The organism is Chryseobacterium sp. AG844, assembly GCF_003182335.1.
GTDB classification, from domain to species: domain Bacteria; phylum Bacteroidota; class Bacteroidia; order Flavobacteriales; family Weeksellaceae; genus Chryseobacterium; species Chryseobacterium cupriresistens.
The window spans coordinates 213,018-236,316 of the sequence record NZ_QGTV01000003.1; the positions used below are offsets into that span (position 1 = coordinate 213,018).

Annotated in this window: 23 protein-coding genes, 1 tRNA gene and 1 riboswitch; of the genes, 20 read left to right on the forward strand and 4 right to left on the reverse strand. The window is 36.3% G+C overall.

The features are described 5' to 3' along the window. The first annotated feature begins 365 nt into the window (after window positions 1-365). The 7 genes from DEU40_RS04835 (at window position 366) to DEU40_RS04865 (ending at window position 5,939) form a co-directional block, all read left to right on the forward strand. Entirely contained in the window at window positions 366-761 is a 396-nt protein-coding gene (locus tag DEU40_RS04835; protein ID WP_110008904.1) for a low affinity iron permease family protein, read from the forward strand. A 27-nt stretch (window positions 762-788) separates the two neighbouring features. After that, window positions 789-1,358: a CinA family protein gene (locus DEU40_RS04840; protein WP_110008783.1), complete on the forward strand. Its 570-nt coding sequence runs from the start codon at window positions 789-791 to the stop codon at window positions 1,356-1,358. Between the two features lie 30 nt (window positions 1,359-1,388). Further along, on the forward strand, window positions 1,389-2,141 hold the full coding sequence (locus DEU40_RS04845) for an SDR family oxidoreductase (protein WP_110008784.1): 753 nt from the start codon (window positions 1,389-1,391) through the stop codon (window positions 2,139-2,141). A gap of 11 nt (window positions 2,142-2,152) precedes the next feature. After that, on the forward strand, window positions 2,153-3,631 hold the full coding sequence (locus DEU40_RS04850; RefSeq protein WP_110008785.1) for an alpha-amylase: 1,479 nt from the start codon (window positions 2,153-2,155) through the stop codon (window positions 3,629-3,631). A gap of 163 nt (window positions 3,632-3,794) precedes the next feature. Then, complete coding sequence (locus DEU40_RS04855) at window positions 3,795-4,361, forward strand: ferritin-like domain-containing protein (protein ID WP_062670015.1); 567 nt, start codon at window positions 3,795-3,797, stop codon at window positions 4,359-4,361. A gap of 227 nt (window positions 4,362-4,588) precedes the next feature. Continuing rightward, window positions 4,589-5,197, forward strand: a complete 609-nt coding sequence (locus DEU40_RS04860; protein ID WP_110008786.1) for an alpha-ketoglutarate-dependent dioxygenase AlkB family protein — start codon at window positions 4,589-4,591, stop codon at window positions 5,195-5,197. A gap of 130 nt (window positions 5,198-5,327) precedes the next feature. Then, on the forward strand, window positions 5,328-5,939 hold the full coding sequence (locus DEU40_RS04865; RefSeq protein WP_110008787.1) for a DUF4142 domain-containing protein: 612 nt from the start codon (window positions 5,328-5,330) through the stop codon (window positions 5,937-5,939). Between the two features lie 123 nt (window positions 5,940-6,062). On the opposite strand, the gene DEU40_RS04870 is transcribed toward DEU40_RS04865, so the two are convergent. Continuing rightward, the gene (locus DEU40_RS04870; protein ID WP_110008788.1) at window positions 6,063-6,524 is read right to left on the reverse strand and encodes a PA2169 family four-helix-bundle protein; all 462 of its coding nucleotides are present in this window, start codon (window positions 6,522-6,524) and stop codon (window positions 6,063-6,065) included. 122 nt (window positions 6,525-6,646) lie between these two features. Beyond that, a riboswitch (TPP riboswitch) is annotated at window positions 6,647-6,755 on the forward strand. Between the two features lie 25 nt (window positions 6,756-6,780). Here DEU40_RS04870 and pnuC point away from each other — a divergent pair. Together pnuC and DEU40_RS04880 are read left to right on the forward strand one after the other, a co-directional pair. Next, window positions 6,781-7,377 carry a nicotinamide riboside transporter PnuC gene (pnuC, locus tag DEU40_RS04875; RefSeq protein WP_110008789.1) on the forward strand — a complete coding sequence of 199 codons (597 nt, stop codon included), beginning with the start codon at window positions 6,781-6,783 and terminating at the stop codon, window positions 7,375-7,377. Beyond that, entirely contained in the window at window positions 7,364-8,395 is a 1,032-nt protein-coding gene (locus DEU40_RS04880) for a hypothetical protein (protein WP_110008790.1), read from the forward strand. The genes pnuC and DEU40_RS04880 overlap by 14 nt, the downstream gene beginning before the upstream one ends. Before the next feature lie 494 nt (window positions 8,396-8,889). Here the strand turns inward: DEU40_RS04880 and DEU40_RS04885 are convergent, their stop codons facing one another. Next, a complete protein-coding gene (locus DEU40_RS04885; protein WP_110008791.1) occupies window positions 8,890-9,426 on the reverse strand; it encodes a GNAT family N-acetyltransferase in 537 nt (178 codons plus the stop codon). A 165-nt stretch (window positions 9,427-9,591) separates the two neighbouring features. Between DEU40_RS04885 and DEU40_RS04890 the strand changes: the two genes are divergently transcribed. From DEU40_RS04890 to DEU40_RS04910, 5 genes are all read left to right on the forward strand, one after another. Beyond that, window positions 9,592-9,665 (forward strand) — tRNA-Ala (locus DEU40_RS04890). Window positions 9,666-10,077: 412 nt separating this feature from the next. After that, a complete protein-coding gene (gene arr / locus DEU40_RS22835) occupies window positions 10,078-10,512 on the forward strand; it encodes an NAD(+)--rifampin ADP-ribosyltransferase (protein ID WP_410493747.1) in 435 nt (144 codons plus the stop codon). Between the two features lie 391 nt (window positions 10,513-10,903). Then, window positions 10,904-13,921: an ATP-binding protein gene (locus DEU40_RS04900; protein WP_228406442.1), complete on the forward strand. Its 3,018-nt coding sequence runs from the start codon at window positions 10,904-10,906 to the stop codon at window positions 13,919-13,921. Then, window positions 13,918-14,532, forward strand: a complete 615-nt coding sequence (locus DEU40_RS04905; protein WP_110008794.1) for a response regulator transcription factor — start codon at window positions 13,918-13,920, stop codon at window positions 14,530-14,532. The genes DEU40_RS04900 and DEU40_RS04905 overlap by 4 nt, the downstream gene beginning before the upstream one ends. Window positions 14,533-14,726: 194 nt before the next feature. Beyond that, a complete protein-coding gene (locus DEU40_RS04910) occupies window positions 14,727-16,280 on the forward strand; it encodes a hypothetical protein (RefSeq protein ID WP_228406443.1) in 1,554 nt (517 codons plus the stop codon). 336 nt (window positions 16,281-16,616) lie between these two features. On the opposite strand, the gene DEU40_RS04915 is transcribed toward DEU40_RS04910, so the two are convergent. Then, window positions 16,617-17,300: a hypothetical protein gene (locus tag DEU40_RS04915; protein ID WP_110008796.1), complete on the reverse strand. Its 684-nt coding sequence runs from the start codon at window positions 17,298-17,300 to the stop codon at window positions 16,617-16,619. Between the two features lie 383 nt (window positions 17,301-17,683). Here DEU40_RS04915 and DEU40_RS04920 point away from each other — a divergent pair, with 383 nt between their 5' ends. Next, the gene (locus DEU40_RS04920) at window positions 17,684-18,052 is read left to right on the forward strand and encodes a hypothetical protein (protein ID WP_110008797.1); all 369 of its coding nucleotides are present in this window, start codon (window positions 17,684-17,686) and stop codon (window positions 18,050-18,052) included. A gap of 39 nt (window positions 18,053-18,091) precedes the next feature. Here the strand turns inward: DEU40_RS04920 and DEU40_RS04925 are convergent, their stop codons facing one another. Beyond that, window positions 18,092-18,730, reverse strand: coding sequence for a hypothetical protein (locus DEU40_RS04925; protein ID WP_110008798.1), 639 nt, complete (start codon window positions 18,728-18,730; stop codon window positions 18,092-18,094). A 154-nt stretch (window positions 18,731-18,884) separates the two neighbouring features. Between DEU40_RS04925 and DEU40_RS04930 the strand changes: the two genes are divergently transcribed. The 5 genes from DEU40_RS04930 to DEU40_RS04950 all read left to right on the forward strand — a co-directional run bounded on the left by DEU40_RS04930 (window position 18,885) and on the right by DEU40_RS04950 (window position 23,298). Next, the gene (locus DEU40_RS04930; protein WP_062669794.1) at window positions 18,885-19,457 is read left to right on the forward strand and encodes a C40 family peptidase; all 573 of its coding nucleotides are present in this window, start codon (window positions 18,885-18,887) and stop codon (window positions 19,455-19,457) included. 213 nt (window positions 19,458-19,670) lie between these two features. Then, window positions 19,671-20,279, forward strand: coding sequence for a methyltransferase family protein (locus DEU40_RS04935; RefSeq protein ID WP_228406444.1), 609 nt, complete (start codon window positions 19,671-19,673; stop codon window positions 20,277-20,279). A 72-nt stretch (window positions 20,280-20,351) separates the two neighbouring features. Then, the gene (locus DEU40_RS04940; RefSeq protein WP_089691708.1) at window positions 20,352-21,164 is read left to right on the forward strand and encodes a 2,3,4,5-tetrahydropyridine-2,6-dicarboxylate N-succinyltransferase; all 813 of its coding nucleotides are present in this window, start codon (window positions 20,352-20,354) and stop codon (window positions 21,162-21,164) included. A gap of 29 nt (window positions 21,165-21,193) precedes the next feature. Then, window positions 21,194-22,363 (forward strand): glycosyltransferase family 87 protein, encoded by a 1,170-nt coding sequence (locus DEU40_RS04945; protein WP_110008800.1) that lies wholly within the window; start codon window positions 21,194-21,196, stop codon window positions 22,361-22,363. A 5-nt stretch (window positions 22,364-22,368) separates the two neighbouring features. Next, the gene (locus tag DEU40_RS04950; RefSeq protein WP_110008905.1) at window positions 22,369-23,298 is read left to right on the forward strand and encodes a glycosyltransferase family 2 protein; all 930 of its coding nucleotides are present in this window, start codon (window positions 22,369-22,371) and stop codon (window positions 23,296-23,298) included. The last annotated feature ends 1 nt before the right edge of the window (window position 23,299 follow it).

The following is a 23,299-nucleotide window of genomic DNA, read 5'->3' on the forward strand; positions in this document are numbered from 1 at the left end:
TAGCGTGTTTGATTTTTAAGGCTGCAAAGATGGATAATTATTTTTTAATTAAGTATTAAATCTTAGCGAAGTGATTTTATTCAGTTTTTTAAATATGCTTTATTTCTCGCTTTTTTGAATATGTTAATTATTCCACATCTTTCGTTTACAATTTGTTATAAAAGAGATTGATCAAAAAAAGGGCTTGTTTTTAACGGGTAAAAATAATTATGTGCTTCTCCATATTTTTAAATAAAACTAAATATTCTTGGAAAATATACTATAATAATAGCTATGTATTAAAAGTCAGAGATGACTTGAATCATAATTTTTATACTGTTGTTTTGATAACTTGTATTACCATTTTATTCAAAATCGTATTATTTATGAAAAAAAAATTTTTTGAAAGGTTTTCAGACCGTGTTGTCTGTATAACCGGAAGTCCGGGTGCTTTTATGGGTGCCACTTTACTGGTGGTTGTGTGGGCTGTTTGCGGACCTGTTTTCAATTATTCAGAAACCTGGCAACTTGTTATCAATACCGGTACCACTATTATTACTTTCCTGATGGTATTTCTGATTCAAAAAACTCAGAATAAAGACTCTAAGGCTATTCAGATAAAACTCAACGAATTGATAGCATCCTATGAAAAGGCCAGCAACAGACTGGTGGATATTGAAGATCTGACGGAAGAAGAACTGGACAAGCTTCACAAATATTATGAGAAACTTGGACAACTATCCCAAGAAAAAGAACATTCACAGGATCCCGTGCAAGAATAGTCTTAATACTATTATAATATATATAGCATGATTTTAAAATCTTCTCAAATTGCCCACGCTGATTCACTGTCAGTGAAATCCCTGGTGCATTTCGTCATAGAACTCGAGAAACTGTTTAAACGTATCGGAGAGTATCTTCTTTCCGGACAGGAAACCGTTTCAACGGCTGAAAGTGTTACAGCCGGATTTTTACAGTTTTCATTTTCCCAGATGAAGGATGCCTCCCAATTTTTTAAAGGCGGCATGACAGCGTATACTTTAGAAGAAAAGGTAAACCTTCTTGATGTAGATGCTCTGGAAGCAAGACAATATAACTCTGTATCTCCTCATATTGCTGAGACAATGGCGTTGCAGGCAGGTAAACTCTACAAAACCGACTGGTCTATTGGAGTTACAGGATATGCCACTCCGGTGGAAGAATCAGAAGGGAAGCTCTTCGCTTACTTTGCCATTGCCCACAAAGGAAAAGTGGTTCTTTCAGAGAAATTAGATCTGCATTCCAGAACCAAGCCTGTTAATGCCCAGCTCTATTACAGTGAATTCATTCTGGGATGCTTTAAGCTGGAACTGGATAAGAACCGGAAAAACAAAGAATAAACCGATTTCAATAATAAACTATAATCACTTATGAAAGATTTACAACTGAAAAATAAATCTGTCCTTATTACAGGAGCAGACAGCGGAATTGGTAAAGCCATCGCTCTTTTATTTGCTAAAGAAGGAGCTGATATTGCCTTCATACACTATCATGATGCCAAAGATGCCATGAAAACAGTGGATGAAATTAAAAAAACAGGAAGAAAAGTTCTTTCGTTTGAAGGAGATATTAATGACAGCAAATTTTGTGAATCTGTTGTTAATGAAGTTGTATCCAAATTAGGAGGAATAGATATCCTGATCAATAATGCCGGAACCCAGGTTCCCTGTGAAAGTATAGAAAATCTTAAAGAGGAGGATATCCGCAAGACTTTCGATTCCAACATTATTGGAATGATCCTTCTGACAAAGATCGTATTCCCTTATTTAAAACAAGGAGATTCTATTATCAATACTACTTCAGCTACTACCTATCTGGGACATGAAGAATTACTGGATTATTCAGCAACCAAAGGCGCTATCGTTTCGTTCACCCGTTCATTGGCACTGCAGGCTAAACCTAAAGGAATACGGGTGAATGCTGTTGCACCCGGACCGGTGGCCACGCCGCTTACGGAAAAAACATTTGGAGAAGAAGATGAAGATCAGAATAAACCGCCGCTAGAACGTAATGCTTCTACCGAAGAAGTGGCAGCAAGTTTTCTATTTCTTGCCACAGATGCTTCATCACAGATAACGGGACAGGTTCTTCATCCTAATGGAGGTTTAATTGTTAACGGTTAATCTTAACGGATATGAATGGAGTTATTATTCAGTTTTTCCATTGGTATCATCCCGGAAACCTATGGAATGAGTTTGCTGAAAAAGCAGAATATTTAAAAGATTTGGGGTTTACTGCCGTCTGGTTTCCTCCTGCCAATAAATGCAGTCTCAATAGGGAAGGCCGTGGTTATGATGTCTATGATCTTTATGATTTGGGAGAATTTGATCAGAAAGGAAGTATACCAACCCGATATGGGACGAAAGCTGAATATTTACTCGCCATAGAGAAAGCGCATGGAGCGGGAATGTCTGTATATGCAGATATTGTTTTAAATCATAGGATGGGAGGAGATGAAGAAGAAAAGATTATGGTACATCAGCTGAATGAAGAAAACCGTAATGAAAGAATCTCTGAAAATATGGAGGTTTCAGCCTATACGAAATTTACTTTTCCGGGAAGAAAGGGAGTGTATTCGGACTTTATATGGGACTACCGCTGTTTCAGCGGCATTGACTATGTGATCAGAGAAGGTGAGGAGATGAAGGGGGTTTTTAAAATCCATAATGAATATGGTGAGGAGTGGACAGATACAGTAAGTCATCAGTTCGGTAATTATGATTATCTGATGGGAGCTGACATAGAGTACCGTAATCCTTATGTTGTGGAGGAAATGAAAAACTGGATCAGATGGTATATGGAAACAACGAAAGTAGACGGAATCAGATTGGATGCCTTAAAACATATCTCCTCCGACTTTTTGAAAGACTGGATCTACTATATTAAAACAGAAGTAAATCCTGAATGTTTTGTTTTAGGCGAATTCTGGAAAGACGAGGCAGAAAAAATTGAGTATTTTTCCGATAAAATGTCTGATCTTATCTCTTGTTTTGATGCTCCGCTGCATTATAATTTCTTTAAAGCATCACAGGATGGTAAAGATTATGATATGAGCCGGATTTTAAAAGGAAGTTTCCTGGAAAAGAAACCGGTATTCTCTGTTTCTTTTGTTGAAAATCACGATACACAGCAGCTGCAGGCTCTTGAATCTGCGGTGAAAGACTGGTTCAAGCCCTTGGCTTATGCTATTATTCTTCTTACCGATGAAGCTTATCCCTGCATATTTTATCCCGACCTTTTTGGTGCAGACTATATCGATATAAAAGATGAACAGGAAGTGCATATCATCATGCCGAAGGTTGAAGAACTTCCTGGTCTGCTTGAAGCGAGAAAGCTTTTTGCATATGGTGAGCAGATCGATTATTTTGATCATCCCAACTGCGTGGCTTTTGTACGGAAAGGAGATGAAAAGCATCCGGGATGCATTGTAATTTTGTCTAACAGTGAAGAGGGTTATAAAGAAATAGAACTGGGAAAAGAACATGCGGATTCAGTTTATACCGATTTTTTAAAGAACCGTCATGAAGAAATTTATACAGATAAAAACGGGAAAGCGGTGTTTACTGTAAATTCTGGTTCGGTAAGTATATGGGTAAAAAAACAAACACCGTAATGATTGGCAAATTTTCAGGCCTTTTATTCTCTGCGAACAGCTATTCTAATTTTAACTTACCATATAAGCTCCTGTAATTTTAGATACCACATCTCTGTATTTTGGACAAAAATGGTCTTATAGTTGCAGATTTACCACCAATCAATCACTAAATTATTATAATATGGAAACTAAAACGGCAACCAAAAAAACACCAGCCAAAAAAGCAACAACAGCAAAAGCAAAAACTCCGGCTAAAAAAAATGCAGCCAAAAGTTTGGAAGATCTTTTTGAAGATGCGCTGAAAGATATTTACTGGGCTGAAAAAGCACTGCTGAAAGCGCTGCCGGCAATGATGAAAAATGCAACCAGTGAAAAGCTTAAACAAGGCATTGATAAGCACATTACGGAAACAGAAGGCCATGTGGAAAGATTGGAAGAATGTTTTAAAGCATTAGGAAAAAAAGCCCAGGCAAAAAAATGTGATGCTATGCAGGGATTGCTGGATGAAGGAAAGAGCATTATGGAAGAGACAGAACCGGGAGCAGTAAGAGATGCGGGCATTATTGCAGCAGCGCAAAAAGTTGAACATTATGAAATTGCTACTTATGGAACACTGGCAGCATTCGCAAAAGTATTGAAGGAAGAAGAGTGTCTTAAAAACTTTTTAAGCACATTGGAAGAAGAAAAAAAATGTGATGAACTGCTTACAAAAGTTGCTGATACCAATCTTAACAGCAAAGCCATGTAAATACAATCTTTAAAAAGGAGACCTGAAAAAATCAGGTCTCCTTTTTTTATTGAAATCCGGAAAGGTTTAAAATGCAGCATTTTTATTCTGGTTGATTTTGTATCAGTTTTAGTATATTTGTGGATATTATTTGTATCAATTTGGTTTTTAATAATGAACTGTAATTGAATACCCAAACTGTTATACTGTAAAAGAAAACTGTATTCTGCCATTTATAAAGTTTAAAAATGCCCCAACTTAGCCTGTTCGAATCAGCAGATCTGTACGAATTTCCAAAAGACCTTCTGGAATACAGAGAACATTTCCTGAATCAGGAAGAAGCTGACCGCCTTAAAATTCATCTGCTTGAAACAGCTCCCTGGAAACAGCGTACCCAGAAAATGTACGATAAGATGGTTCTGACCCCACGCCTAACCGCCTGGTATGGAGATGAGAAAAATGCCTATCCTGCAGACAATGAACTCGATGCCCATCATTGGACACCCGAACTGTTTTCTTTAAAACAAAGAATAGAAGAAACATTTGGGTATCAGTTCAATTCCGTACTGTTGAACCTTTACAGAGATCATAACGATTCTGTTGCCTGGCATCGGGATAAGGAAAGCAGATATGGGAAACGTCCGGTGATTGCATCAGTGAGTCTGGGGCAGACCAGAAATTTTGATTTCAGGAAAAAAGACCATCATCAGAGTAAATACAGCCTGCCTCTTCCTCACGGATCATTATTGATTATGAAAGGAGACCTTCAGGAAAACTGGGAACATCGTATTGCCAAGTCTCTAACCTCTATGAAGGAGCGTATTAATCTTACATTTAGGTTGGTTAGTAAGTCGTAAAATATTTATTCATAATGTTTTATGAGTAGGCTATAAATGTTTTAATCTTTTTTTTGGCAGATAAATTGTTGCATTTATAAACAAAGTCATTGTTTGACTTCATTAATATCACCACTTAAAATTTATTATTATGAAAAATCTTGTAGTAACAATTTTTGCATTGGCTGCTTTAACGGCCTGCAAAAAAAACGAGCCGACAACCACGAGTCAATCTGAGGAAAGTACCACAATGTCTGCCCCTGCAGAATCAGGAATGACGGTAAGCGACTCCACCAAAATGTCAGACACCAAAGATCAGAAAAGTGCTCTCAGCGATCAGGACAAAAAGTTTGCAGATAATGCAGCCATAGGAGGACTGATGGAGGTAATGATGGGAAAACTGGCCGCGACAAACGCTGAAAACTCATTGGTAAAATCTTTGGGATCAATGATGCTAACCGATCATTCCAAAGCGAATGACGAGCTTAAGAATTGGGCATCAGGAATAGGGTATACCTTACCCACAAGTTTGGATGCCGAAAAGCAGAAGATGTATGATGACCTGAAAGCTAAGAAAGGTAAAGACTTTGACAAAAAATATACAGATCTAATGGTCAGTGATCATAAAGAAGATGTGGAAGCCTTCAAAAAAGAGGCATCTGAAGGAACAGAAGCTTCATTAAAATCTTTCGCAGCGAAAACCCTTCCGACACTTGAACATCATTTGCAGGAATCGGAAAAAGCTAAAAATGCAGTCAAATAATATTCAGTTTATATGACCTGCATCATAAATATGAACATAAAGTATTTAATAATTTTGATGTGATTAAATATTATTTTGTTCTTGATTATAGTAAGGCTCCTCTTTTGAAGAGGAGTTTTTTGATTATTCTTTCTTTTTATATTCTTCAATTTTCTTAAACTGTCTGTAAGAATCTTTCAGGATACGAAGCTGTTCAGATACAACCTCACTACTTTTTGGACTGAGATCACCAGTATCCAGAGCATTTTGATAAGCTTCAATAGCTGCTTTTTCGCCAAACACCACATTTTCTAATGTAGATTCAATCAGATTTCCCATGGTAAAAGAATTTTTAATGTCAATCCATGTTCTGTGAACAGCTCCTGCCATGGACGTTGAGTCCTCCGGAGTACCTTGCTTTTCTGTGATGAGGTTGATCAGTTCATTTTTCATGATTTTCGACTGCGAAATCATATGTTCATATTCATCTTTTACATCCGGATACATTTCCCAGACTTTTCCCTCAACTTTTTCAAAGCCTTCCTTCCTGTCGTTGGTAATGTGTAGTAAGTCATTAAGTACCGATATTTCCTGCTGATGATTCATAATATAATTTTTAAAGTGAGCTATAAAATTAAAACTTACCTGACGGACTCTTTATAATCCTGATCATATCTCAAAAATAATAGGCTAAAGTCCTTTCTTTTTTCAACAAAAAGCTGCACCTTTGCCCAACAATGGGGTGCTACAGATAACGGTGGCTGAGATGATACCCAGGAATATACTTCCACACCTGATCCGGATAACGCCGGCGTAGGGATTGCTTATTGATCATCTCATCATTTGATTTCTAATAATTAATATGATGCAGGACATTTTAAAACAAATTACCTTACCGGAATGGTTCGGAGTCTTATTTTCAGTAATCCAGGTTTTACTGGCCCGTAAAAACAATGTCAACAACTATCTTTTCGGAATTGCAGGTATTCTGCTTACACTCTATGTAATGCTAAATTCGAAGTTGTATGCTGAATTTACCTTAAATCTTTATTATCTGATCATGAGTATTTACGGATGGCTGTACTGGAAATTCGGGAAACAAAGATCCGAAATGGAAATCTCTGTTACCTCAACTGCAGAAAAATGGATTACCGGAGGAATTGTTCTGGGAACTTTTATCTTATTCTGGTTCTTCCTGACTCATTTTACCGACTCGGATGTTCCGGTCTGGGATTCTCTGGTGAGCGCCTTTGCCTGGGCCGGAATGTGGCTGATGGCAAGAAGAAAAATTGAAAACTGGGTAATACTGAATGTCAGTAATCTTATTTCAATCCCGCTAATGATTCATAAAGAATTATATCTCTATGCTGTTTTAACGTCGTTTTTATTTTTAGTGGCCATTTCAGGATATATAGAATGGCAGAAAATCATTAAATCCAAAGCTAATGCTGAGTATTAAAGAGATCAGGCAAGAACTTCAGGGCGCCTCTGTAATTTCTGATAAAGTAATGCAGCATATTCATGAGGAAGGACTGCTTAAGATCTGGGTTCCCCAAAAATATGGCGGACTCGGCTACCGTTTTGAAGAGGGGCTTAAAGCCTTATTTGGCTGGGCTGAAACCGATGGAAGTTTCGGCTGGATGCTGACACTCTGTGCCGGTGCCAATTACTTTTCCAGAAATATAAAACCTGAAATTGCTCAATCATTCTTTACACATTCTGAAACCTGCTTTGGAGGAAGCGGAATGGTTGGCGGGACGGCAGAAAAACAGGATGACAGCACGTATCTGATCAACGGTTCATGGAATTTTGCAACAGGAGCACCTCATTTGACTCATTTTACATTGAATGCCAGGGTTATGGAAAATGGTAAGGTTATAACGGATAAAGACGGCAATGAGATCATCCATTCATTCATCGTTCCTAAAGAGGAGGTTCATATTATCCCCAATTGGAGCTCTATGGGAATGAAAGCCAGCGGAACCTATTCTTTTGCCATTAAAAATGTCGTTGTCAGTGAAGATTACAGCTTTGTTTATGATACTTTTTTCACGAATGATATTCTGGACAGCATTCCGTTCCGGGTTTTTGCGGACTTAACACTGTTGGTCAATTATCTTGGAATCGCTTCTCATTTTATTGAAGAGGCAGAATGTATTCGTCCTGAAATCAATTTCAAACATTTTACTGAATCTGTTGAAAAACATTTGGAAAAGGTATTCAGCATAGCCGGAGAAATAGAACAAATACTCGGCGGTCACAAAGAGATTCCGGAGGATAAACAACACGTGATTCATCAGTATGGAGTAGAGCTGGTTCAAAAATTATCCCGTCAGATCCTTACTGTTTATACACAGCTGGGAATCCGGGCAACCGATACTGATTCTGCAGTGTACCAGATATTTTGCGATTATTTTACAGCGATTATGCATTCCAATTTCAGGCCTTCTGCAGATGATCTGGACTTTTCTTTCTGAGTTAAAGTTTCAGAAAATATTTCTTTTAATAAGTATTTTATGTGAATATTTTGTTAATAATGTTCTTTATTGAGGAAATTGTACAATAAATTTTAGTTATTTCACTATATTTGGACTAAACTAAAACCTGAAATAAGCCCAACATAACACCTGCTAAAATAAGAGCAACCAGATTACAAAAACATTATGAAAGACTTATTTTCACTCAACGGAAAGAGGAAGGATCATGTAATTATGTATTTTAAAAAAGAGAGGTATCCATTGGTAGAAAATGATAACTGGATTACGGTTACAATTAAAGAATGGTACCGGACAATGATCATATCCTGCTTAATATGCAATGACTTAGTCACTTTAATTATCGTAAGAACAAAACTCACTCCATTTTACGAAAAATATACAGTACTGTAAGTTGATTTCTGTTGATACTTTTGTAAAAATAGATGGCCGGAACAGTTGATGGTGATATTGATCCCCGGAAAGGAGTTATATTCTTATCCGGCAAGCCATTCTTCCCGAAGAACCGCATAAATAACATCATCAACCCATTTGTTTTTCCAAAACAGACTTTTTACAAAATGACCTTCTTTTCGTAAACCGATTCTTTCCATTAATAGAATAGAAGCGGTGTTGTCCGGATCCACAGACGCTGTAATTCTGTGTTTATGTAAATCATCAAACAGGTGACTTATGATGCCTTTTAAAGCCTCAGAAGCATATCCTTTTCCCTGAAAAGACGTATTTAATGTAATTCCCAGTTCTACCTGTGCATTTTCATCTCCGGTAAAATGAACTCCGATATCTCCGATAACCGTTTTTGTTTCTTTATCCGTAATTAACAGCTGATACCAGCTTTCAGGCTGGTTGAATTCTTTAGTATTTTTCAGGATAAAATTTTCCACCTCTTCCAGCGTTTCAGGGATCCAGCTTTGAAATCTATTGGCTTCAGCATCGGAACGGTAGTCGAAAATGTCTTGTTGATCCTCAATCGTAATATCCCGTAGAACCAATCTTTCTGTGTAGTGCTGCATAAGGGTAATATAATTTCGGACAAAAATAGGGGTAATTGGTAGTTATTCAATGGGGAATTCAAGTTTTTATGAAGATTAAAGCTAATTTATTTCAATAAAAACGATAAAATATTTGCAAATACCATTTAAATACTTACTTTTGTACCGCTTTAAAAATAAAAATACGGGGGATTGGCGCAGTTGGCTAGCGCGTTTGACTGGCAGTCAAAAGGTCACGGGTTCGAATCCCGTATTCTCCACTAAAGAGCTGTAATATAATGTGTTACAGCTCTTTTTTTGTGGTTGATATTTTGTCCCCGCAATTCCAACAGAATATGCTAGATTTGAAATAAAAAATCAAACATGGAATTTTCTCCTTTTAATCCTGTGATTAAGCTTTGTCTGCAAGGAATGAATTTTGAAGACAAAGGAATGCCTGAAAAAGCAGGTGAATTATTTTTGCAAGCCTGGGAAGAAGCTACGGATGACCATGAAAAGTTTCTGGCAGCTTATTATCTGTCACGTAACCAGAAAACAACTGAGGATCAGTTGAAATGGCTTGAAACTTCTTTAGAATTTGCTTTAAAAATTAATGATGATACCGTTAAAAGTGCATTGCCCGCTCTTTATCAGAACATTGCTCAATGCTGGGAGAAGTCGGGAGATACAGAAATGTCAAAAAAGAATGCTGAACTGGCATTACAGTTAAAAAACCATCCGTCCGACAAAGGACCTTTTTATCACGGAACAAAAACAGATTTAAAAATTGGAGATTTACTGAAAGCAGGCGGAAGTTCCAATTATCAGTCTGACCTGAAAATGAATCATATCTATTTTACCGCTTTGGTAAACGGAGCAGGACTTGCTGCTGCATTAGCAAAGGGAGAGGGTACAGAACGTGTGTATATTGTAGAACCAACAGGAAATTTTGAGAATGATCCCAATGTTACCGATAAGAAATTTCCCGGAAATCCCACCCGCTCTTATCGTTCCGAAATGCCTTTGAAAATTATCGGAGAAGTGACAGATTGGACCAGACCAGCTCCTGAAGATCTTCAGAGATTCCGCGAAAAGCTGGAAAACAATAACGGGGAGATTATCAATTAGTCTCCTCATTTATTTTTGATGATCGTTAATATATTCCAAGATTTTATCAATAAGCATAGAGTTTCCACCTCCGTTATTTCGGAGATCAATAGCCAATTTTTACTATTTCTTTTCTGATGCGGCAACTGCTTTATCGGGCAACTTATTAAAATCATTCCTACTTCCAGACATACTTCTGAAATCCAGAAAAGCCGATTTGTGATCAACAATTTTGAACACATAAGGCTTTGCGATTACCGATATCAACCAGGCAAGGGATCTTTGAACTTCATTTACGGTCTGTAGAAATATTTAGCATGAAAAATACCTACTTTATAGGTAATGTCTTATATTTTAGCAATAAAGTGTTTTAAATAAATTATCTTTACACTATTGGTAAAAATGATTGGTTTTGTGTAGAAATATTCTTACGGTTGGTTTTCTGTTTGCTTTTCTTTTGTTTTATTCTCAACAATACACGGTGCAGTTTTTCAATACAGATAACGGACTGCCTCAGAATAGTGTAAAAGATATTATAAAAGATAAATATGGTTTTATCTGGCTGACTACAGAAAACGGAATTGTAAGATATGACGGGCTTAATTTTTTTGTTCATAAAAAATTTCCACTCAATAGCCAGCGGTTTACCTATTTTTATGGTGATGCTGATAAGGACAGTATTTTTACGGCGGTAGATGATGGAAAAACGGTTTTAATCCATCAAAAAATTCCAAAAGTATTTAAAAACATAAAAAGATGTCCAACAATTATTGTTAGGGAGAATATCAATTATCATCTGTGTATTTCAAATTACAGTTACAGTCCGTCTCCGGGAGTCTATTTTTTTATGGACTTCAAAAAAGGAAGGTATTTTATCACACAGAATTCCTTTGTTTATGAAGATTTTCTTTCAAAATCACAGGTTAAACTGGACGTGAAGCCGCTTTTTAAAAATGATCCAAATGCCTTTACAATAGGAGATATTCTGTTTTATATTGATCGGAATGCTAAAAAGGTTAAAAAAATAGAAGAAGGGAAAATTACCGGTTCTTATGATCTGTCCATTGTAGCGGATGTCAGAAGCAAAATTTTCTGGAACAGAACCAATGGACAGGGATTTGTCCTGAATAATAATATCCTTTACAGATGCATCTACAATAACGGAACGCTTAAATTATCAAAACTGATCCGGCTGGATCATATAGACGAAAGTAATCTGATGTGCATTTATTATGATGAAAAATATAAAAAACTTTACCTTGGAAGCAGTACAGACGGGCTCAAAATAGTGAGCTTAACAGATTTTACCTCTTCGAAAAAGAACATCCCAAAATCATCAGCTGTTTTTTATGCGATCCAGCCTTATAATGATTCGTGTGTAATTAATCCTGCAGGGGAAATCTACAACCGCTATGGATTGGTTAAAAGCAAAAACTTCGATAAAAGTATATCGTATTTTTTAAATTTTGACAGACAGGGCAATATTGTAACCCGGAGAGAACAAACTCTTTTTGTATACAGTAAAAAGTCTGATTTTACAGATTTTCAAAGTATTTCCACCGGAGAAGACACGGTGAATGATTTCTTCTTTGCCAATGGGAAATATTATGTGCTGGCAGTGAAACAAAAAAAAGGAAATACCGAGTTCACAGGCACACTAAGCATTTATGAAAACTGGCCTTTTAAGTCATTAAAGAAAAAATACCTGTTTGCCAACGAACCTACCAAAATGGTATTGACAGAAGCAGGAGATATTCTGGTTGGTACGATAAAAGGATTGTATAAAATATCCGTCAATCATAACAAAATCTATAGTTTAAACGGTAAAAATGAATTATCAGTTCGTGATATCGTACTTACTGCAGACGGAAATATATGGGTAACCACACTTGGAAAAGGTTTTTATCTTTTAAAAAACAACCGTCTTATAAAGCTGCCGGGTGATTCTGAAGGCAATCTTTTATCACCGCATACCCTGATGGAAGATCCTAATGGTTACTTCTGGATTCCAACCAATAATGGATTGTATAAAATAAGAGAAAGCATACTTTTAAAGTACCTGCAAAACAGGAATTTTAAATTGAACTATTACAGATATTCAAAAGAAGCTGGCTTTAGTACCAACGAGTTTAATGGAGGAAGTAATATCAATAGCAACAAATTGAAAAACGGAGATTTTGTTTTGCCTTCATTAAGCGGACTGGTATTTTTTAACCCGTTGAAAGTTAAAAGTTATTATCCCGCAGCGATGTATGTAGAAAGAGTCCTCGTTGATGATAAAGAAAGATTGTTTAAAGATACCCTGAAACTGAGTCAGGAGAACAGACAGGTTGAACTGTTTATCGATGTCCCTTACTATGCAAACCCTGATAATATTGTCATTGAAGCAAAACTGGATGACGATGGAACCAATAAATGGCTGTCTGTAGGAAAAGACCGGAAGTTTTTACTCAATAATCTTGGCCATGGCACCCATCATCTTATCGTCAGGATGCTCGTTTCTGATAAGCAGGAATACGTTTTCAAAAAAATTAAAATTATCATTCCTCCTTTTTTTTATCAGACATTATGGTTTAAACTATTGATTGTTTTTATCTTTCTTCTTTTACTGTATGTATCCGTAAGGTGGAGGACGAGCTTTCATAAAAAGAAAAACCGTGAGCTGGAAGAAATTATCCGTTTAAGAACCAAAACTCTTTCAGAAACTGTAGAAAATCTGGAAATCACTCAGATAAAGCTGGGAAAAGAAATTGAACAGCAGAAAAAGCTCATCGGAACAATTACCCATGATATTACCACACCATTGAAATTTATTGCTTTAACCAGCAAAGAAGCCTTGGACTATGATGAAAAGAATGCCTACCGTACTGAAAGAATTCTTAATTCTATTTACAAATCATCTAACCAGCTGTACAATTTTACAAAAACACTGAAAGAGTATGCTGATATTTATAATGAATACAGGAGTGATGAAACAGAGCTGTATTCTTTCTATGATCTGGTGCAGGAAAAGAAAATCCTTTTTGATGAGATTGCAGCCAATCACAATACGACAATTGTTAATAATGTAGATGAAAAATTAATGGTGAAAATCAGTAAAAATATTCTTGCTGTGATTATTCATAATCTAATGGATAATTCTGTAAAATATACAAGAAACGGAACGATTATAATCACCGGGGCAGATGAGCCGGAAACTGTTATTCTGGAAATTACAGATACAGGAATCGGAATGGACGACCATAAAATTGAATATTATACCAAACTTCAGGAGAATATTGAAAATGAAAAGCTGCTATTGCAGAAATATGGTATGGGACTTCATCTCATCCTGCAGCTGCTCCAGATGCTGGAAAGTAAAATTATAATCAGAAGAAACGAGAACAAAGGCACTTCTTTCCAATTAATTATAAAAAAATCAAAAAAATGATTAAAAAGATCCTTATAGCAGATGATCATGATATTGTATTAACAGGAACCGCTATCATTTTAGAAGCACGCATTCCTGATGTACTGATAGATACCGCTTCAGATTATCCTGAAGCCCTCGATAAAATTTCCAGACAGAAATTTGATCTGCTTATTCTGGATATTAATATGCCTGAAAGCAGAAACAAAAAAATGATCTCAGAAATCAAACAGCTTGATCCTGCTTTGAAAATACTTGTTTTTTCGGCGTATGAAGAGGAAATAGCCATACAATATATCAAAGAAGGGGCAGATGGATACATTAATAAACTCAGTAAAGTAGATACAATTTCTGAAGCAGTCATGAAGATGTTTTCAGAAGGAAATTATTATCCTAATGGATTTGTCAATAAGCTATTGCAGCCGTCCGCACTGGATGCTGTAAAGAGTTTATCAGAAAGGGAATATGAAATTTTTATGCTCATGGTAAAAGGAAACGGAAACCTGGAAATTTCAAATGAGATGGATATTCAAATGTCTACAATTAGTACTTATAAAAAAAGAATCCATAAAAAACTGAAAACAAGTAATCTGGCTGATCTTATTAAACTGTATGAAGCTTACATGTCCTGATACTGAATTTTATGAATAAAACAATTTTTTGAGTGTAGAAAATTTTCTACAATTTGCTTAGTTTTTTTCTACGCTTGGTGATGTTTCTTGTAGAATTTATTCTGATACTTTTACATTATGTTAAACAATTGAGTTTATTAATGTAAATAAAATAATGATAAATGTTTAAAATTTCTACAAAACTAATCTTTGCAATGATAGCCTTAAGTCCGGCTATTGCTTTTGCCCAGGCAGGAAATGTTGGGGTCAACACAGTGAATCCAGGTTCTACTATGGATATTAACGGATCATTGGCAGCTAATTATAAAGCGGTTACTACAGCCACTTATAATTTAGTATTATCAGACTTTCATGTTTCATACAATGGGAGTTCAGATGCTGTATTTGGTTTACCACCTTCTGTCAGTGGGGTTGGAAACTTCAAAGGGAGGATTTACAGAATTAAAAACAATACAAATTTTAAGATCACAGTGAATGCTGTAGCTCCGGAAACAATTAACGGAAATGCCAGTATTTCAGTACCAGCCAATCAGAGTGTGGAACTCGTGAGCACGGGTCTCACCGGAACAAATTCTACATGGGAACTTCTTTCAACAGGAACATCTTCAACAGGGGATTATATTATTGTGAAGCCAAACGCAGCCCAATCAGTATCTACAGGATCAGATGTGACATTTGGATCTGTGATTGCCTCCAATAATATTACTTATAGCGCAGGTGTTTTCAATCTGAAAGCAGGTAAAACCTATGTTCTCCGTTGTCAGCTTCATGCTACAGATTTTTCGCTGGCAGGTGGATTCTTCGTGTATGAATGGGTAGATGCTTCCAATAATTCCGTTCTTCCTTCCAGTACAACAGGGGTTGTTGATGCCATAAATAATTATCCGGCAACATCTATTGGCGGCCAGCCGGAAGCCTATGCTATTTACAGGCCAACAGTTGATACCTCTGTAAAAGTAAGGCTGGGAGGAGCCGGAACAGCACAGCTGAACCCTACAATAGGTTTTATGACGGTAACTGAGCTTGCAGGAGGTAATGGAAATGGCGGTACAACAATCATTAATAACAATATCACAGCAAGTAACGGTCTTAGTTTATCCGGGACAGATGTAAAATTGGGAGGAACCCTTTCACAGGCAACCGATATTGCAACAGCAGGAAATAATTTAAGTATCAATGGTACAGGAAAAGTCCTGGTGGGAACCAATACAGTGCCGGCGGGAGCTGCCAGTGCAAAAGTTGTTATTGATAACGGAACAGCCAATGGAGCACTTCAGATTAAAGACGGCACCCAGCAGCTGGGGTACGTACTGACCAGTGATGCTAACGGACTGGCTACATGGTCTTCCACTGTTACTACAGCATTTGCTGATAACTGGACATCTTACACTGGAACACTGGTTAATCCTTTTACCGGAAACTCAGGAGGAGATAACCTGCCAACAGGAATTTCTGTGAATATTCCTGCTAAAGGATGGTATTTTTTCCGTTCAGGAATTACAATAACTTCTACCTGTAATGATTACTGGTTTTACATTCCCGGGATAGGGGAAGTATGGAAAACATATTGTGGAACTGCCAGTCCCGATCCTATTAATTTTGTGCCAAGAGATCAAACCAGAGTATTATATTTTGCAGCCCCCGGTGTTTACCCTATAGTTGCTCATAAGACTAATCTTGTAGTTCCATCTGGGTTTAATGTTGGGAACCCTACTTTTTATCTGGATTTTGTAAAGTTCCAAAATTAAATTCCGGATAGTTATCAGACCAGAAAAGATTCTAAAAACATACTATGAAAACAAAAGCTGCGAGGTTAATTCTTTGCAGTTTTTGTTTACTTTTATTTCAAGCGGTAACATGATTTCTGATAAACAGAAATCATGTTACTGTAAAATTCTCAATATGACTGTACTCATAAAACCAGAGACGAATATATCATACATTTGGGATAAGTTTTTCATCATCCAATAATAGTTTCTAGCCTCTTTTTAGAGGCTTTTTTTCAAAAAAGAGGGTTCGTTGTATCAAAAAAACAGCCACAATGAAAATATTGTGGCTGCCTTTTTGAAATCAAATATCAACTATTATAAAGATCTGGAGCGGGCAATATTAATAAGGTACACAAGGTGTGCGTACATGCTTCGCTTTACAGACTCTACTTTTATATCTCCGGTGGCCTGATTGATGGTAGTAACCAAATCTGTATTACATTGACCCGCAAAATTTCCACTTCCTAAATAGTTCACTGTATTGGTACTTGGATAAGAGATTCTGGGATAGTCAGGTGCTGTCTGGTTGGCAACAGGTGTTGTATTGGCAAATCCTTTATTATCAACATATCGGGCTGTCCATGTGCCTAAAAACTGGCCGTTAGAGGTATTTATCCCTTGCCCCACAATAATCTGAGTATCTACAGGATTGGTAAATCCCGCACAAGAAGTGTAATGGTTTACTGACACAGTACAGGAAGATGCATTGTCACCAGGCTGAAAGCATTTCCCTTCGTAGACAGTGGATCTCCGTTCACTGGAAGATGTTGAAGTGTTCAATACAGCTTTTGGCGCAAAAATTTCCTCAGGAGAAATAAGAATTAAAACTCCTTGCGCATCCGCAGCAACAATCTTTTTTTCAGCATTTGAGAGTCCTCTCACCCTTACCAGGCCATTTACATCCAGTGTATGACTTGGAGTTGAAGTATTAATCCCAACCTGTGCTGTTGAGCTGCCACAAATAGCAAGTGCTGCCAAAAATAATGTTTTTGTTTTCATGTAATTTTTTGAAAAGGTTAAATTTTTCACTAAGGTAAGAAATATCTTTAAAACATACCGCAAATGATCTGCAATCTAGTATAAAGTAATTGTAAACGAATTTTGGACATATTACTATCCAACTTTAACCTTATATTTTTAATTAACTCAAAATTTGTACAGTCTCTGTTTGTTTGAAAAATATTTGTATTTTAGCCGAAATATGTTGTTTTTTAACAAACATATTGAACGCTGATTAAAATTCAGATAATTTGAATGAAAAAATTAGTAGATTTGCACGGAACAAAAAAAATAATAAATATTAAGCATTCTCACCCAGCTGTACTTTTGGAAGGAAGGCAGATGAGAATAACAGAATTTTAGGTTATAAAACTACTGAAACTATGAAGAAACTTTTTTTACTTTTATTTACGGCGTTTTTATTTATCGGTTGCAGCTCTGATGATGATACTATTTATGATTATGTAGGAACATGGTCTGGTTCTTATGAAGGAGGTGATAAAGGAGTTTGGAACTTCGTGGTAGATGAGAGTGGTAAAGTGGTGGGAACAATGCATTCCGATGTCAATAATGAAAACTATAACATTTCCGGGAATTTAAGTGAAACAGGAGATCTGAACGCAACCGTAGGACTTCCTTCGAAAGGAGAATTCAGAGGAACATTATCTACAGATAAAAAAGGAAACGGAAACTGGTCAAACTCACTTCCTACACCTTCCATATCAGGAACCTGGAAAGGAGAAAAGAAATAAGACAAGAAAGTCTGCAGGATATCCTGCAGACTTTTTTATTTATACAAATCCCATATGGGTAATCTCATCATGTTCATTTTTCAATGCTGCAAAACAGAGCAGAAAACCCTCATCAGAAAAATATTTTTTTAACGGTTTCTTTTGCTCTTGATTCCAACTCATAATCTCTTCATTACTTTCTACGCTATAATTTTCAGAATCTAATTTTAAAGTTAAAATCACCGCATGGTCTGATGTACAATAATCATTTTTATACAGAACATGATCTTTAATCCTTATACAATCAGAAACATTCTTAATAATGCCGAATTGAAATGCTACCAGCAATTTTCTTCCTTCTTCAGTCTTTAAACCGTTTTCAACTGTTCTTTTTCCCCTTTCAGAAATTGTATCCAAATCTTTGATGGCTGTCATCACCTTGGCAAACTTCTGGTAGAGCAGGGGATCTCCTGATTCTTTAATATAGGCATCCAGACTCTTCCGGATCACTTTTCCCATTTTGGAACAATGCCCGAATTCAGAACTGTTCTGTCTTACCTTCTCATATGACGGATTCTTTTTAAACGCAGCTTTATTAAACCCGCTTTTCTTCCGAACCACATTTTTGCCATTCAGAGTATAAAATACCAGATCGCCTACTGCTCCTGTGATCTTGATTACACTTTCATAGGTTGCCATATCTTTAAAATAGAAATCAAATATACCAATAAATAATGAAAATCAAAATTTTAACATATATTTATAATATAGTTGTAGTATAGTTATACTATAATTAAATTATAAAATGTATATTTGTGGTAAATTTTGTTAATTAATTATAAATCAGAAGAATATGGGAGCGGAATTATTTCAACAAAAAATAAAAGTAAAGCAGTTGGTGGTTACCCTGGCAGCTGCTGTTTTTATGGTTTCCTGTGGATCCTCGAAAAGTGCTTCTGCGAGCAAAAAGTCAAATACAAAAGCCGTAGCGAAGGCTGAAAATCTCAGAAAACTGGATTCAAAATTTAATGGCAGTGTTTCCAGGTCCATCAATGATATTTTGAAAGATGCAGAAAAGTATATCGGAACACCATATAAATTTGGAGGAAATACTTCTTCAGGATTTGACTGTTCGGGATTTACGGTAAAAGTATTTGAAGAAAATAATTTTAATCTTCCCAGAAGATCTTCTGATCAGGCCGATGCCGGAAAGAATATTGATATCAAAGACGTAAAACCGGGTGATCTGTTGTTTTTTGCGACAGCCGGAGGAAGCAGAGTATCCCATGTGGGAATTGTTCATGATATTGGCCCTGATGGAGAAGTGAAATTCATTCATGCTTCTACCTCAAAAGGCGTAATCATTTCATCCCTGAATGAAAAATACTGGAATAAGGCCTATCTTCATGCTCAAAGAGTGTTGTAAATATTCTATCAATAGAAATGGGCTTTAGCCAAAACTTACATAATCTTCTTCTTTAACCACCCCGTCAAAAATTCTCTGAATTTTTGCCACACCTCCGGTGGAGGGGAATTGCCAGGTTTTACAATTGCGCATTTCTGCAAATCAATAATATTCTTGTCATTGCAATAGCATTGCATCCCAAAACCTATGAAATTTGTCCAAAACTATTATCATATGGCAGATTTCATCAGATTCTTTATTCCTTTATATTTCATACTCTTCTTTATCATTTCCTTTGTTGGAATTAGTTATAAAGTAGCCAGACAGATTGGCAAAAATCCTAATGTTCTTCCCAAAGATGATTCTGCATATGGACTTGTGGGATTGTATTTTAAACTGGTTTTATTTGCTTTGTTTATCTATACAATACTTCTTTTATTTTTTCCGAAAGACATTTTCCCTGCTTTTAAAATCAATGTGCTGGAATATGATCTCATTCAATACATAGGGTTGGGTTTAATGATGATGGCATTGATTTGGGTTGTTATTGCCCAGTTACAAATGAAAAACTCATGGAGGATTGGAATTGATAACTCAGCAAAAACAGAACTGATAACTCACGGATTATTCAGGTTTTCAAGAAATCCTATATTTCTGGGAATGACCATAAGCCTTATTGGATTTTTCCTTGCTTTCCCTACCGTAATTGCTTTTGCTTTTCTACTGACGGGAAATATTTTAATGCAGATTCAAATCAGGCTTGAAGAAGAGTTCCTGCTAAAGGAACACGGAGAAATTTACCTGACCTATAAAAAGAGAGTGAAGCGTATGCTGGGCTATTAATAAAACTAATGTTAAAAACAGTTTTGCTGAACTTTTTTGTATCTTTGGCCGGTATAATTTTAAATAAGAAACATGTCGTTACAACAAACTATTGAAAATATCTGGGACAACAGAGATTTATTGCAGAATGAAGACAGCCAGAAGGCAATTAGAGAGGTTATTTCTTTGGTTGATAAGGGTGAACTTCGTACAGCAGAGCCTACTGAAAATGGATGGCAGGTAAATGAATGGGTGAAAAAAGCGGTAGTAATGTATTTTCCGATCCAGAAAATGGAAACTATTGAAGTTGGTCCGTTTGAATTTCATGACAAGATGCCTTTAAAGAGAAATTATGCTGAAAAAGGAGTGAGAGTTGTACCGCATGCGGTTGCCAGAGAAGGAGCTTATATTGCTCCCGGAGTAATTATGATGCCTTCTTATGTAAACATTGGAGCTTATGTAGATTCAGGAACAATGGTAGATACATGGGCAACAGTAGGAAGCTGTGCACAGATCGGTAAAAATGTTCACCTGAGTGGAGGTGTTGGGATCGGTGGAGTATTGGAGCCGTTACAGGCAGCTCCGGTAATTATTGAAGATGACTGCTTTATCGGTTCAAGATGTATCGTTGTGGAAGGAGTTCACGTAGAAAAAGAAGCTGTATTGGGTGCTAATGTAGTATTGACCGCTTCTACAAAAATTATCGACGTTACAGGAGATACACCTGTTGAAATCAAAGGAAGAGTTCCTGCACGTTCAGTAGTTATTCCAGGAAGCTATACAAAACAGTATCCGGCTGGAGAATATCAGGTTCCATGTGCTTTGATCATCGGTCAGAGAAAGGAATCTACAGATAAGAAAACATCTCTGAATGACGCATTGAGAGAGAATAATGTAGCTGTTTAAGATTAATATTTTAAGCTAATACCACAATCTTGAAAGAAAAATTTCTTAAAATACTATTAAACCCTAAATATATATTTGGGGTTTATCTTATTATATCCGTTGTTACTGCAATTTCCAAATATCTGAGAGGAGATTATGCGATCAATAATTATCTGATTTTTAAAAATGTATTCTTTAATACCATTCATCAGAAAAACCTATTTATCCATTATCCTGATCTTTATTTTGATCTGAACCATTATGGTGTATTTTTCAGTGCATTGATCGCACCATTTGCCATGATGCCGGATTGGCTGGGAATATCGCTCTGGAATATTGCCAATACCTTCATCTTTATCTACGGAATTTATAAACTGCCGTTTTCAGACAGCAAGAAAGCGATTTTCGGGCTGCTTTGTCTTCAGGAATACATTACAGCAGCATTAAGCCTGCAGTTCAATGTGGCACTGACAGGTCTTTTGTTGTTATCTGCAGTCTATATTTACGAAAGAAAAGAAGTAAAATCTGTAACCGCAATTTTAATAGGAATATTTGTGAAAATCTACGGAATTGTAGGATTAACGCAGTTTTTCTTTATTAAAAACAAAACTAAATTTATTCTTTCAGGAGTTGCTATTGCCCTATTATTTTTCGTGCTTCCTATGGCGTATTCAAGTCCGCAGTTTGTCATTCAGTGCTACTCGGACTGGTTTCAGTCTATTGTAGAGAAGAATAATGAAAATCAGGTTCTTGGAAATATGCAGGACATCTCTTTAATGGGCTTTGTAAGAAGAATTTTGGGAGATGCATCTATTTCAAATCTTGTATTTTTAGCAGGCGGACTACCGCTTTTTGCTTTGCCTTACATCAGAATTAAACAGTATAAACACTACGCATTCCAACTGATGATTCTGGCTTCAACATTACTGTTTTTGGTATTGTTCAGTTCCAGTTCAGAATCTCCAACCTATATTATTGCGGTGGTAGGAGTGCTGATCTGGTTTTTCCTTCAGAAAGAAAGAACACCATTGATTATTGGATTGTTGGTTTTTGTCATTATCTTTACCTGTTTCTCAACTTCGGATCTTTTCCCGAAATTTGTAAAAGAGAATTATATCATCAAATATTCATTAAAAGCCGTACCTTGTATTGTAATCTGGTTGAGAGTGACTTATGAGCTTCTGACTAAAGATTTTGAGAAAAATTACAGCCTGAATTAATGCATATGAAGAAAATTTCAATTGTAATTCCCGCTTATAACGAAGAAGGAAACGTTGCCATGATCCATCAGAAAATTAAAGAAGTTTTTGATGGTTTAAACAATTATGACTTTGAAATCATATTTGTGAATGATGGCAGCAGAGACAATACTCAACAAAAATTAGAAGAACTTTCCAGTCAGTATGATGAAGTGAAATTCATCGAATTTTCCCGTAATTTCGGACACCAGCCGGCTGTAAAGGCAGGTATGGACAATGCCCACGGAAATGCAGTCATTTCTATGGATGGAGATCTTCAGCATCCGCCGGCGCTTATTCCGGAAATGATTCAGAAATGGGAAGAAGGCTATGATGTTGTTTTTACTTTTAGAACTTATCCTAAAGAGATTTCTTTTTTTAAAAGAAAAACATCAGACTTATTTTACAAGCTTTTATCAAGCCTTTCAGATGTTAACTTAACAAAAGGCGGCGGCTCAGATTTCAGACTATTGGATGCCAGTGCAGTTGAAGTGATGAGAAATTTTAATGAAGACGATCTGTTCCTTAGAGGATTAACGAGCTGGATGGGTTTCAAACAAACAGGAATCGATTTTACTGCAGCAGAAAGACTATCAGGGAAAAGCAGTTACAATCTTAAAAAGATGTTTACTTTTGCCTTTACGGGAATCACTGCTTTCAGTGTAAAACCCCTTTATCTGGCAGCATATCTGGGCTTTTTATTCTCAGCGCTTTCAGTAATCGGATATGGAGCCTACGTAATTCATTCATTTATTGCCAAAACAGAGATTTCCGGTTGGGCATCTTTGATTATGACCATTGTTTTCTTTGGAGGACTTCAGTTGATCATCCTTGGTATCATGGGAATTTATTTAGGTAAAATATTTAAACAGGTGAAAGACAGACCTAATTATATTATTAAAAACAAAAATTTTTAAA